Raw genomic sequence first — 12,353 nt, 5'->3', positions numbered from 1 at the left:
CCAGGGGCCACCCATGCACAACCGTCGACTCGCAACCGCCGCCCGTTGGCTGGCCCTGCCGTGCCTGGCTGCGGCAGGCCTGTTGGCCTGGTATGTCACCCGTGAGCCAGCCTCGCCCCTGGCCGGCGAGGCGCCACCGGACGCTGCGCTGGTCAGTCGTGGCGAGTACGTCGCTCGCCTGAGCGACTGTGTCGCCTGCCACAGCCTGCCGGCGGGCAAGCCATTCGCTGGCGGTCTGGAAATGGCCACGCCGCTGGGCTCGATCCATGCCACCAACATCACCCCCGACCGGCAGACCGGCATTGGCACCTACAGCCTGGCTGACTTCGACCGCGCCGTGCGCCAGGGCGTCGCGCCAGGAGGCCGACGGCTGTACCCGGCCATGCCCTACCCCTCTTACGCCAAGCTCAGCGACGATGACGTCAGGGCGCTGTATGCCTTCTTCATGCACGGCGTACCGCCCGTCAACCAGGCCAACATCCAGAGCGACATTCCCTGGCCGCTCAACCTGCGCTGGCCCATCGCCCTGTGGAACGGCCTGTTCTCGCCCACCACACCCTATGCGGTCAAACCCGCACAGGATGCACTGTGGAACCGCGGCGCCTATATCGTCCAGGGCCCCGGTCATTGCGGCAGTTGCCATACCCCTCGGGGCCTGGCCTTCAACGAGAAGGCCCTGGATGAGCGAGGTGCGCCGTTCCTGGCCGGTGCCCTGCTCGATGGCTGGTATGCCCCGAGCCTGCGCGGCGACCACAACACCGGCCTTGGGCGCTGGAGCGAGGCGGACATCGTGCACTTCCTCAAGACCGGGCGAAACCAGCATGCCGTGGTATTCGGCTCGATGACCGAAGCCTTCAACAACTCCACCCAGTTCATGAACGACGAGGACCTGACGGCGATCGCGCGCTATCTCAAGTCATTGCCGGGCGACCGTGAGCGCGACGGTGCGCCCTGGCAATACCAGACCTTGCCTGCCACGCACTTGGACACCCCAGGCGCCCAGACCTACCTGACCCACTGCGCCTCCTGCCACGGCCTCGATGGCAAGGGCCAGCCCGAATGGATGCCGCCCCTGGCCGGGGCCACCTCGGCGCTGGCGGAGGAAGACGCCTCGGCCATCAACATCACCCTCAACGGCTCGCAACGGGTCGTCGCCCAAGGCCAACCGGACGCTTACCGCATGCCGGCGTTTCGCGAGCAGCTGTCGGACCGGCAGATTGCCGATGTCCTGACTTTCATGCGCAGCGCCTGGGGTAATCGGGGCGGTGCAGTGCAGGCCCAGGCGGTCGCCAAGCTGCGCGAACACACCGACCCGGCCAGCAGCAGCCCGATCATCCTTCACATGCGCTGAGCGGTCGCCGGCCAATGCCGGACGAGGTGGGCAGGCCCTTGGCGCCTGACCGCCCCGCTGAGCTCTGCCTCTGATCAGCGGGGGCTTGAGATATATTCGATAAGGCGTATATTCACAAAATCATATATCCCTCGAAACTCGTGCTCGTCAGCCCATGAGAACCGCCATGATTGACCCTTTGTCGCCCACCCAGGTTTTCAAGTGCCTCGCCGACGAGAACCGTGTGCGCATGATGCTGCTGATTGCCCGCGAGGAAGAACTCTGCGTGTGCGAACTGATCTGCGCCCTGGATGAAAGCCAACCCAAGGTCTCCCGCCACCTGGCGCAACTTCGCACCTGTGGCCTGCTGGAAGACCGCCGCCAAGGCCAATGGGTGTATTACCGGTTACATCCCGCATTGCCCGCCTGGGTACGCGAAGTGCTGGCAACCACGCTGGAGGCCAACCGCGAATGGCTCAGCACCAGCACTCGACGCCTGGATGTCATGGGCGAGCGGCCCCAGCGCCTCGCCTCCTGCTGCTGATTGCCACCATTGGCGTGCGAGCAAAGAACGCCGTCCCTCTGCCAAGAGTGAAATCATGAACGAACACCCTATTCCCAACCTGGACAACGCACTCGTTGACCTGCCGACCGTGGACAAACTGGCGCGCGTGCAGACCTCCACGCACAAACCACGGATCCTGCTGCTCTACGGATCGACCCGCGAGCGCTCCTTCAGCCGGCTGTTGACCGAAGAAGCGGCCCGCCTGCTGGAACACTTCGGTGCCCAGACGCGCATCTTCAACCCCTCAGGCCTGCCGCTGGCCGATGACGCCCCGGACGATCATCCCAAGGTCAAGGAACTGCGCGAACTGGTGCTCTGGTCCGAAGGCATGGTCTGGTGCTCGCCTGAGCGCCACGGCGCAATGACCGGCGTGTTCAAGTCGCAGATCGACTGGATTCCTTTGAGCATGGGCGCGGTACGTCCGACCCAGGGCAAGACCCTTGCACTGATGCAGGTCTGCGGTGGATCGCAGTCGTTCAACGTGGTGAACCAGTTGCGTGTGCTCGGCCGCTGGATGCGCATGTTCACCATCCCTAACCAGTCGTCAGTGCCCAAGGCCTACCTGGAGTTCGACGAAGCCGGGCGCATGAAGCCGTCTGCGTACTACGACCGCGTCGTCGATGTCATGGAGGAACTGGTGAAATTCACCCTGCTGTTGCGCGACCGCGCCGATTACCTGGTCGACCGCTACTCCGAGCGCAAGGAGTCGGCCGAGGAACTGTCCAAGCGCGTCAATCAACGTTCTATCTGACCCCCTCATGACCTTCCTCACTTCCGTCGGAGGTGGGTTTACCGCACTACGAGCACAAGAACATGACAATCAAAGTAGGCATCAATGGTTTTGGACGTATTGGTCGTCTGGCGCTGCGTGCGTCCTGGGAGTGGCCAGAATTCGAGTTCGTGCAGATCAATGACCCGGCCGGCGACGCTGAAACCCACGCCCACCTGATCAACTTCGACTCGGTCCACGGACGCTGGCACCGTCAAGCCAATGCCGAAGGCGACTCGGTGGTGATCGAGGGCAAGCGCATCAAAGTCACCGCCAACAAGACGATCTCCGACACCGATTGGTCGGGCTGCGACCTGGTGATCGAGGCCAGCGGCAAGATGAAATCGGTGGCCGTGCTCCAGGCCTACCTCGACCAAGGCGTCAAACGCGTGGTGGTCTGTGCCCCGGTGAAGGAAAGCGGCGCGTTGAACGTGGTGATGGGCGTCAACCAGCACTTGTTCGATCCGGCGCAGCACCGCATCGTCACCGCCGCCTCCTGCACCACCAACTGCCTGGCGCCGGTGGTCAAGGTGATTCACCAGCACCTGGGCATCCGCCACGGCTCGATCACCACCATCCACGACTTGACCAACACCCAGAGCATTCTCGACACGCCGCACAAGGACCTGCGTCGTGCCCGCGCCTCGGGCATGAGCCTGATTCCCACCACCACTGGCTCGGCCACTGCGATCGCCGAGATTTTCCCCGAACTGCGCGGCAAGCTGAACGGCCATGCCGTGCGCATCCCGCTGGCCAACGCCTCGCTGACCGACTGCGTGTTCGAAGTGGAGCGTGCGACCACGGCCGAAGAAGTCAACGCGCTGCTCAAGGCAGCCGCCGAAGGCCCGCTCAAGGACATCCTGGGTTATGAAGAACGCCCCCTGGTGTCCATCGACTACCGCACCGATCCACGCTCCTCGATCATCGATGCCTTGTCGACGCTGGTGGTCAACGGCACCCAGGTGAAGGTCTACGCCTGGTACGACAACGAATGGGGCTATGCCAACCGCGCAGCGGAGCTGGCCCGGCTGGTCGGCACGGCGGAGTAAGCAGCGATCATGAAGGCGTTGTCTGCCCTGTCTTCGCAAGTCCGTCAGTACCTGCTGGTGACCGGCAATTACTGGGCTTTCACCCTCACCGACGGCGCCTTGCGCATGCTGGTGGTGCTGCACTTCCATGCACTGGGCTACACGCCGCTGCAGATCGCGGCGCTGTTCCTGTTCTACGAAGTGTTCGGGGTGATCACCAACCTGGTGGGCGGCTACCTGGGCGCCCGTCTGGGGCTCAACCGCACCATGAACATCGGCCTGGGCCTGCAGGTGCTGGCCTTGCTGATGCTCACGGTGCCGGCCGCCTGGCTGACGGTGCCTTGGGTGATGGCCACCCAGGCGCTGTCCGGCATCGCCAAGGACCTCAACAAGATGAGTGCCAAAAGCACTATCAAGCTGCTGGTTCCGGGCAGCCAGCAAGGCACTCTCTACCAATGGGTTGCCCTACTCACGGGCTCGAAAAACGCGCTCAAGGGCGTGGGGTTCTTCCTTGGCGGCGCACTGCTTGCCCTGCTCGGCTTCACCCAGGCTGTGCTGGCCATGGCGATAGTACTGGCCTTGATCTGGCTCGCCAGCCTGATCCTGCTGAAAAAGGATCTGGGCAAGGCCAAGGCCAAACCGAAATTCCGCGACCTGTTGTCCAAGAGCCTGGCGATCAACCTGCTCTCGGGCGCACGACTGTTTCTCTTCGGCGCCCGCGATGTGTGGTTCGTCGTGGCACTGCCGGTGTACCTGAGCACCGCCTTTGGCTGGGATTTCTGGCAGGTCGGCGGCTTCCTGGCCAGCTGGATCATCGGCTATGGCATCGTCCAATCGCTTGCCCCTCGCCTCACCGGCAAGGCGCGCGGTCATGTCCCCGACGGCCGGGCGGCCTTGGCCTGGGCCACCGCCCTCGCTGGCGTGCCCGCGCTGATCGCCTTGGGCCTGACTGCCGGGGCGCCAGCCCAGGTCGTGCTGCTCGGCGGGCTGATGCTGTTCGGCGTGCTGTTTGCGGTGAATTCGTCGCTGCACAGCTATCTGATCGTCAGCTATGCCAAGGAAGACGGCGTATCGCTGGATGTGGGCTTCTACTACATGTCCAACGCCCTGGGGCGGCTGATCGGCACACTGCTTTCGGGGTGGGTGTTCCAGGCGTATGGCCTACAGGCGTGCCTGTGGATCTCCTGCGCCTTCGTGCTGCTGGCGGCCTTGATTTCGGTCGCGTTGCCAAGGCATGCCAAGGGGGTTGTCGGTGCGCATTAGCCCCCCGGGCGGCCGTGCGACCGGCCACCAGGGTGACCGCACAGGACATCATCGAGTGCCACGTTCCTCCCTATGAAGTCGACCTTTGTATTGAGCTGGTGCGCCATGGCCGTGCACATAGCACCGTGTCAGACCGCAGGTGTCGGCTTGACCGCCAGAATGCTGCAGGGGGCACTGCCGATGAGTCTTTCGGTGGTGTCCCCAATCAGTTTGGCCCAACGCTTGGGCTGCACCACGCCCACCACGACCACATCGATCATCAGCGAGCTGATATGCGCCTTGATGATGCGAAGTGGCGCCCCCTCGACGAAGTACCGATGCGAATAGGCAATACCGTGCGCATCGGCCAAGGTATCGAACGGTACCCGCAGTGACGCTCGCACCTCCTGTGCCCATGGCTCGGCGAGCTCTGCATTGGCCAGCATGGCCATGGGCAGGTCGTAGGCCGACAACAGGTGCGCGTGCCCATTGCACTGGAGCGCCAGTTGCTGACCGGCCTCTATCAACCGGTGGTTGAGCACGTGCTGAGCAGGCTCGGGACTGGCCACATCCACTGCAATCAACACCTGGGCCGGCATGGCCGGCGCATTGACCGGCACGAACTGGAACAGCCCTTGGCAGGCATGCAACAACGCATAGTCGAGCGAGGCCTGCGCGATCTGCCCAAACATCGAGCTGGCGGGGCAATCCTTGATCACCAGGTCAGGTGCGAACTTCGCAATATAGGCGGGGAGGAAATCACGCGGGTTGAGGGTCTGCACGGCCTCGAACGATGGACGGGGCCGGTGGGCGCACTGCTCGTCGAGCAACGCATTGAGCTCGGCATTGAAATGCACGAACGATGCTGTCGATGCCGGGGGTTGCTGCAGTTCGTGGTGCAATCGCAGCTCCGTGGGCTCATAGACAGCCAGTACATGCAACGCCGCGCCCGAAGCATCCGCCAACGCCAGCGCCCGAAGCAAGGCGGCCGGACATGACTCGGGCTGGGTCATGATCAAGAGAATCCGGCGGTACGGGCTCATAGGCCACCTCCCGAGACGAGGGTCGACACTCGCAGCCCCGTCATTATCAGAGCAGGTGCTGGCGCAAGCTTGATAAAAATCAAGGCTTGAAAGGCCCGATACGTCACCCTTGGCCTGTACCGATGCGCCTTGCTCAAGGCTGCCATCGCCGAGGAGGCCATCATGACTACCTATTCGCGACTCCTGTTGATCTGCCATCCAGACCTGCACCCCTCGCCCGCCATGGCCCGCGCGCAAGCGCTGGCCAGTGGCACGGGGGCTACTCTGCACCTTGTGGTGTTGAGCCAACTGCCAAGCCGCTTGGCGACGCTGGACCAGGTACTGCGCAGCAATGCCCGCAAGCAGGACGCCGAGCATCGCAAGGCCTGGCTGGCTGAACAGGTCGCGGCGCTGGGGGCGCTCGGCATCACCGCCTACGCCGAAACCGTGGACGAAGACGATCCGCTGAAGGACTTGATTCACCTGGCCCAACTGCATCGTGTGGAAATGGTGATCAAGGACATCAAGCACGAAACCGCCCTGAGCCGCGCCCTGCTCACGCCACTAGATTGGCAGTTGCTGCGTCGTTGCCCGATCCCTCTACACCTGGTGGCCCATGCCGAGCCCACGCTGCCAACACGTGTCATTGCCGCTGTGGAACTGGCCGAGAACGGCCCAACGATCCAGAAACTCAACGATCGCATCTTGCAAGCGGCACACACCCTTGCGCAGCGCTGTAAAGCGCAACTGCACCTGCTTCAGGCATACGAACCCAGCCCCAGCTTCGTTGCCTATGCAGCCGCCCCTGTGGCCTGGACCGAGGCGCTGGTCGAGGAAATGACCGGCCGCGCACGCGAGCGTCTGGCAAAGCTGGGTGCCGACCAAAGCATTCGGCAGGATCACCTGCATCTGGTGCGCGGACCCGCCAGCAAAGTCGTCAGCGAGTTCGCCAATCAACAGGGTTTCGACGTGGTGGTGATGGGAACGCTCTACCATGAAGGGCGCACCAAGGTTGTCGGCAGCACCACCGAGCAGGCCCTGTACAAGGTCCAGTCCAGCATTCTGGCCATTCACGGTTGAATGCGGTGGCGCACCGTTTAGGCTTGATGCTGGCCAAGGCAGGGCTGAGGGGCGAGCATCTGATAGGTGACGTGGCCGGCAGAACCGTCATCGTTTTCGACGACCTGATCAGCACCGGTCAGACACTGCTGCGTGCCGAGCAATTGCAGGACACCTGATACAGCAACCGCTCACACCCAAGCTCAGCGTCGATCCAAGGAGCGATACAGCGCGTCCTCCTGGTCGAAGTGAAGCTTGGCCAGGGTGTCCAGACGAACAAGCTGTTGCTGTATCTCTTCAGCACTTGGAGCTCGCGTTGCCTGGCTGAAATCTTCGCTCATACGCGACAGCAGATGAATCAGGCGAAAGATTTCGCGATGGGTATGGCTCATGGTCGACAGTGGATCATCACCTGGCATGAAGCGGCTAAGCAGCGGGTAGAGCCGGCGTTCGTCATCGCGTTCGTGACGCTCCAGCAGGTTGTGCAGAGCAGCGACCAAGTTGCTCAAGTCGGCCTGTGCCTTGTCGAAAGGACGACTGGAAAAGTCGCGAGCCATCTGGCTCAGGTCCGTTAGCACCCCCTCCAGTTGCCGGTGCTCATCCTGGAGCCGATCGATCGCGGCGACGTCGATGCCGGCGCGCCGCCTACCGGGCCAGGGTCCCAATGCGCGCAGGGCATTGCCGATGATCAGCAGATCGATCCCTTCCTGCAGGATGGCGCCGAGCAAGGCCGGCAGATAGCCTGCCGCGGCGATGAGCATGGCCAGCAACGACAGGCTCATCCCGGCCCACACGCCTTGCCGCGCGATGTGCACGGCATGCCGGGCAATATCCAGTGCTTCGACCAGCCGGTCGAATCGGTCCACCAGCAGCACCACACCCGCCGCCTGTGCCGAAGCGGTGACGCCAGACGCCCCCATGGCCACGCCGACATCGGCAGCGGCCAGGGCTGGAGCATCATTGATGCCATCGCCGACCATCAGCGTTGGCTCGCGGCGGCAGCCTTCCTGCACCAGACGCACCTTGTCCTCGGGCGTCAGGCCAGAATGCAGTTCGTCGATGCCCGCAGTCAGTGCGATTGCCTGTGCCGTTTCCAGACTATCCCCCGTCAGCATGACGATCTTTTCGATACCTCGGTTACGGAGCAAGCGCAGGCTCTGGGGTGCTTCCAGGCGCAGGTTGTCGGCCAGCCTGATCATCCCTTTGAGTTGACCGTCGATCGCGACAAAACTGCCACTGCTGGCCAGGTAATCCAGCTGCTGCAAGCGCGCCTGCGCCCAGGCATCGCTTTGCGCTTCGCCTTGCACATAGCCCACCGCTCCCAAGCGCACGGCATGCCCCTGCACGGTGCCGGCAAGCCCCTGCCCGGGAGTCTCCTGCACATCCTGAGGAGGTGTCAGCGACAAACCGCGCACGCGAGCGGCCTGGACAATGGCCTGGGCGATCGGGTGCGAAGAGGCCTGTGCCAGCGAGGCGGCCCACTGCAGAAGCTGCAGCGGCAGCCCTTCACCCTGGAGCTCGATCGATTGCATCTGGGCATGACCACCGGTCAAGGTACCGGTCTTGTCCAGAAAGACCTGCCGGATCCCGGCAAGCGCTTCCAGAACCTGGCCATCCCGCACGAGGATGTTGCGTCGCGCGGCCCTGGAAATACCGGAGATGATGGCGATGGGCACGGCCAATATGAGCGGACAGGGGGTGGCGACCACCAACACTGCGAGCACGCGATACACATCGCCACTGAGCCACCAGGCGGCCCCCGCGACCAGCAACGTCAGCGCAATGAAGCCCAAGGCGTAACGATCGGCCAAGCGAACGAAAGGCGCGCGAGATCGACGCGCCGTTTCGGCCAGACGTACGATGCCAGCATAGGTGCTCTGCGCTGCCGTGCGCGTGGCCAGTAACAGCACTGGCGCGCCGGTGTTGGTCACGCCACTGGCCAGAAGCTCACCGCAATAGCGTGTGACCGGCAAGGACTCGCCCGTGAGCGCAGCCTCATCCAGTATCACCTGATCGCTCAGCAGACGACCATCGACCGGCACCACCTCGCCCAGGCGCACCCATACGATTTGACCGGGCTGAACTTCGTCCACGGGTACTTCACGCAGCCCGTCGTTTTCTTGAATCCAGGCACGCTGGGGAGCCCGCTCGATCAAGGCCCGCAGTTCGCGCTCGGCGTGTTGCAGGCTGAGCGCCTCCAATGCACGCCCGGTCGCCAGCATCAGCGCGACCACCGCACCGACCAGCATCTGCTCCAGCCACAGCGCCGCCAGGATCGACACCAGGGCGATGAGATCGATGCCAGCTTCGCGCCTGGCCAGGCGCCTGGCGATCTCCACGGCCAGCACCAGGGCCATCACACTGCTGCCTCCCGCCCAGATCAGCGCCGCCCAGGCAGGCTGCTGCGCGGCATAGGCGACCCCGCCAAACAGCAAGGCCACTGCACTCACGAGCAACAGGCCCGGGTCCAGCCAACGACGTGACATGGCGGTTACTTCTGTTTGGCCTGCCGCTGCAACCGTTGGACCTCTTGCTGGGTCTGGGTCGCGATGCGCAGCGCCTGGTTGGCAGTCTGCTCGACCAGATCGATCCGGTAGCAGACCTCGTCAGCGCGCAGCCTTGCGGTGGCGGCGTTGTTCTCCGCCGACTCCAGGCGCGCATCGATTTCCTCGGCGCGCCAAGGACTGCAGCCTGAAACGGATACCAGCACGATCGACAACCCGATAAGCAGATAGCGTCGCATGTCCATGCCCTCGCAGGTGCCTAAGATGACTTGAGTATCCGTAGCGCATCGGGCAGCGGCCTGACATTTATCAAGCTCCTGCGGCGTGGGCAGCACGTCGATCTTGACCTTTGTCAATCGCGCCAGGCCATCGACGGGTAAAAACAAGGACTAAAGGCAATGGCGTCGTCACGCTTTCAGGGGGCGGTGCCCGGCGTGAGGAAGGTCGACGATTGTCTGCTGATCGCCTGAAGCGCTTCATAGAATGCGTGGCACGAGGCCCGTCCAGTGATCGTCTCGAGGAACTGCGGCCATGAATAAAGATCAGCCATCGAAACTGTATTACCTGGCGATCGCGATCGCGCTGCTCACCGCCCTGCTGTTCAGTCTGTTCGACCGCTCGGCTGTCGCAACCCTCCCTTACAGCCAGTTCCTGCAACTGCTCGAACAGCAAAAAGTCAGTGATCTGCAAATCAAGCGCAATCGTATCCAGGGCAGGCTGCAGGAACCCATCGATGGGCGCGAACGGTTTTCCACCGTCCGCGTCGATCCGGCGCTGTCGGCGCAGCTCAGCCAGTCCGGGGTCGCCTTCACCGGTCTGGCAGAAGACAACACGGTCGCGGACTTGGCGGGCTGGTTACTGCCGTTGATGGTCATGCTCGGCGCCTGGTTCTTCATCTTCCGTGGGTTTGGGGAAAAGCAGGGGCTGGGGGGCTTGATGAGTGTCGGCAAGTCCCGTGCGCGGGTCTATGCCCAGCGGGACATCAAGGTCACCTTCGCCGATGTTGCCGGGATCGATGACGTCAAGGATGAACTGATCGAAATCGTCTCGTTCCTGAAAAACCAGGCCTGGTACGCACGCCTGGGGGCCCACGTCCCCAAAGGCACCTTGCTGGTCGGTCCCCCCGGAACCGGCAAGACCTTGGTGGCCAAGGCAATCGCCGGAGAGGCGGGAGTCCCCTTCTTCTCGATCTCCGGATCGGAGTTCGTGGAAATGTTCGTGGGCGTGGGCGCCGCCCGAGTGCGCGACCTGTTCGACCAGGCTCGACACGCGGCACCGTGCATCATTTTCATCGATGAGCTGGACGCCCTGGGCAAGATGCGCGGTATCGGCAACCTGGGTGGCAATGACGAGAAGGAGCAGACGCTGAACCAACTGCTGGCCGAACTGGACGGCTTCGATCCGCGCGAAGGCGTCGTGCTGCTGGCAGCCACCAATCGCCCCGAGGTGTTGGACCCGGCGCTGCTGCGCGCGGGACGATTCGACCGGCAGATCTTGATAGACCGGCCCGATCGCAAGGGCCGCCTGGCGATCCTGAAAGTGCACCTGCACAAGATCGTCTACAAGAACGACCTGGATTGCGAACGCATCGCCGATATCACGCCTGGCCTGACCGGCGCCGACCTGGCCAACCTGGTCAACGAGGCGGCCATCGTCGCCACCCGGCGCGCCAGTCAGTGGGTCGAACTGGAGGACTTCACCGAGGCGGTCGAGCGCCTGGTCGCTGGGGTAGAGCGCAAGAGCACCGTGCTGCGTGAAGACGAGCGCCAGGTCGTGGCGTATCACGAAATGGGCCATGCCCTGGCCGCCAGCAGCCTGCCGGCGATGGACCCGGTCCACAAGGTGTCGATCATCCCACGGGCCGCGGGCTCGCTGGGCTATACCCTGCAAAGGCCGACGGACGACCGCTTCCTGATCAGCGGGCAGATGCTCAGAGACCGTATCGTGGTGCTGATGGCAGGCCGTGCGGCCGAAAGCCTGGCATTCGGCCAGGTGTCCACCGGGGCCGCCGATGACCTGGGCCGCGCCACCGATATTGCCCGACAGCTGATCACCCGGTTCGGCATGAGCCCTGAATTGGGCCAGGCAGTGCTGGAGCGCCAGCAGGCCAGTTACCTTGGAGACGCCCTGTTGCGTCAGGAGCACAAGGATTACTCCGAGCAAACGGCGCGGGAAATCGACCTTGGCATTCGTGAGCTGCTCGAGCAGGCCTACAAGCGAGCCCAGGCATTGCTCGAGCAACGCCGTGCCGATCTGGACGCAGGCGCGCGCTTGCTGCTGGCCAAAGAAACCATCACGCCCGAGGAGTTTCCCGCCCTGCAGCCGCAGCTCAAGGAGCCTGTGGCATGCCCATTGATCGGCACTGCAAAATAATCACCCGATTTCGGCCAGGGTGCCTGCCATGTTCACCGTCACGCTGATCAACACACTGGTCGTGATTCTTGTGGTGATCATTCACTACGAATGCCTTCTGCGCCTGAACGACTGGCTGCCACGGCTGAAGCTATGGAGCCGCTTCCGGATCGTGGTCGGTGTGTTCGGGGCGCTGCTAGCCCACGCATTGGAGGTGTGGTGCTTCGCCCTGGCCTACTACCTGATGGCCAATGCCGAAGGCTGGGGCTCGTTCAGTGGCAATTTCGACGGCACGTTCATGGACTGCGTGTACTTCTCCTTCACCACCTACACCACCATCGGCTTCGGCGACATCGCCCCCACGGGCAATCTCAAGTACCTCACAGGCCTGCAAGCGCTGACAGGCCTGGTGTTGATCACCTGGACGGCATCGTTCCTGTTCCTGGAGATGCAGAAGTACTGGAAGGCCAAGTAGCGATGCG

At 63.3% G+C, this 12,353-nt stretch carries 11 protein-coding genes and 1 pseudogene; 9 read left to right on the top strand and 3 right to left on the bottom strand.

Going from position 1 to position 12,353, the window contains the following annotated elements; all coding sequences use genetic code 11:
- The first annotated feature begins 13 nt into the window (after positions 1 to 13).
- The 5 genes from BLS27_RS10650 (at position 14) to arsJ (ending at position 4,955) form a co-directional block, all read left to right on the top strand.
- Positions 14 to 1,351, top strand: coding sequence for a c-type cytochrome (locus BLS27_RS10650; RefSeq protein ID WP_090344623.1), 1,338 nt, complete (start codon positions 14 to 16; stop codon positions 1,349 to 1,351).
- A 166-nt stretch (positions 1,352 to 1,517) separates the two neighbouring features.
- Positions 1,518 to 1,874, top strand: a complete 357-nt coding sequence (locus tag BLS27_RS10645; RefSeq protein WP_043209026.1) for a metalloregulator ArsR/SmtB family transcription factor — start codon at positions 1,518 to 1,520, stop codon at positions 1,872 to 1,874.
- Between the two features lie 55 nt (positions 1,875 to 1,929).
- The gene (arsH, locus tag BLS27_RS10640) at positions 1,930 to 2,646 is read left to right on the top strand and encodes an arsenical resistance protein ArsH (protein ID WP_043209028.1); all 717 of its coding nucleotides are present in this window, start codon (positions 1,930 to 1,932) and stop codon (positions 2,644 to 2,646) included.
- A gap of 62 nt (positions 2,647 to 2,708) precedes the next feature.
- The gene (locus BLS27_RS10635; RefSeq protein ID WP_090344622.1) at positions 2,709 to 3,713 is read left to right on the top strand and encodes an ArsJ-associated glyceraldehyde-3-phosphate dehydrogenase; all 1,005 of its coding nucleotides are present in this window, start codon (positions 2,709 to 2,711) and stop codon (positions 3,711 to 3,713) included.
- Positions 3,714 to 3,722: 9 nt separating this feature from the next.
- Positions 3,723 to 4,955, top strand: a complete 1,233-nt coding sequence (gene arsJ / locus BLS27_RS10630; RefSeq protein WP_090344620.1) for an organoarsenical effux MFS transporter ArsJ — start codon at positions 3,723 to 3,725, stop codon at positions 4,953 to 4,955.
- Positions 4,956 to 5,083: 128 nt separating this feature from the next.
- Here arsJ and BLS27_RS10625 read toward each other — a convergent pair whose 3' ends face one another.
- Positions 5,084 to 5,977, bottom strand: a complete 894-nt coding sequence (locus BLS27_RS10625) for a universal stress protein (RefSeq protein WP_090344617.1) — start codon at positions 5,975 to 5,977, stop codon at positions 5,084 to 5,086.
- A gap of 162 nt (positions 5,978 to 6,139) precedes the next feature.
- On the opposite strand from BLS27_RS10625, the gene BLS27_RS10620 reads away from it, so the two are divergent.
- The gene (locus BLS27_RS10620) at positions 6,140 to 7,036 is read left to right on the top strand and encodes a universal stress protein (protein WP_070571233.1); all 897 of its coding nucleotides are present in this window, start codon (positions 6,140 to 6,142) and stop codon (positions 7,034 to 7,036) included.
- A gap of 35 nt (positions 7,037 to 7,071) precedes the next feature.
- Positions 7,072 to 7,179 (top strand): annotated as a pseudogene (locus tag BLS27_RS23640) (ribose-phosphate diphosphokinase); the annotation flags it as partial.
- Positions 7,180 to 7,218: 39 nt separating this feature from the next.
- Here BLS27_RS23640 and BLS27_RS10615 read toward each other — a convergent pair.
- Together BLS27_RS10615 and BLS27_RS10610 are read right to left on the bottom strand one after the other, a co-directional pair.
- Positions 7,219 to 9,501 carry a heavy metal translocating P-type ATPase gene (locus BLS27_RS10615; RefSeq protein ID WP_090344614.1) on the bottom strand — a complete coding sequence of 761 codons (2,283 nt, stop codon included), beginning with the start codon at positions 9,499 to 9,501 and terminating at the stop codon, positions 7,219 to 7,221.
- A gap of 5 nt (positions 9,502 to 9,506) precedes the next feature.
- Positions 9,507 to 9,758 (bottom strand): Lpp/OprI family alanine-zipper lipoprotein, encoded by a 252-nt coding sequence (locus BLS27_RS10610; protein ID WP_043209082.1) that lies wholly within the window; start codon positions 9,756 to 9,758, stop codon positions 9,507 to 9,509.
- 292 nt (positions 9,759 to 10,050) lie between these two features.
- Between BLS27_RS10610 and ftsH the strand changes: the two genes are divergently transcribed.
- On the top strand, positions 10,051 to 11,892 hold the full coding sequence (ftsH, locus tag BLS27_RS10605) for an ATP-dependent zinc metalloprotease FtsH (protein ID WP_090344612.1): 1,842 nt from the start codon (positions 10,051 to 10,053) through the stop codon (positions 11,890 to 11,892).
- 28 nt (positions 11,893 to 11,920) lie between these two features.
- A complete protein-coding gene (locus BLS27_RS10600; protein ID WP_043209039.1) occupies positions 11,921 to 12,346 on the top strand; it encodes a potassium channel family protein in 426 nt (141 codons plus the stop codon).
- The last annotated feature ends 7 nt before the right edge of the window (positions 12,347 to 12,353 follow it).

It is taken from the genome of Pseudomonas guariconensis, assembly GCF_900102675.1.
Lineage (GTDB): Bacteria > Pseudomonadota > Gammaproteobacteria > Pseudomonadales > Pseudomonadaceae > Aquipseudomonas > Aquipseudomonas guariconensis.
Note: the sequence above shows the minus strand (reverse complement) of the source record. Positions and strands in the feature narration are given on the sequence as shown.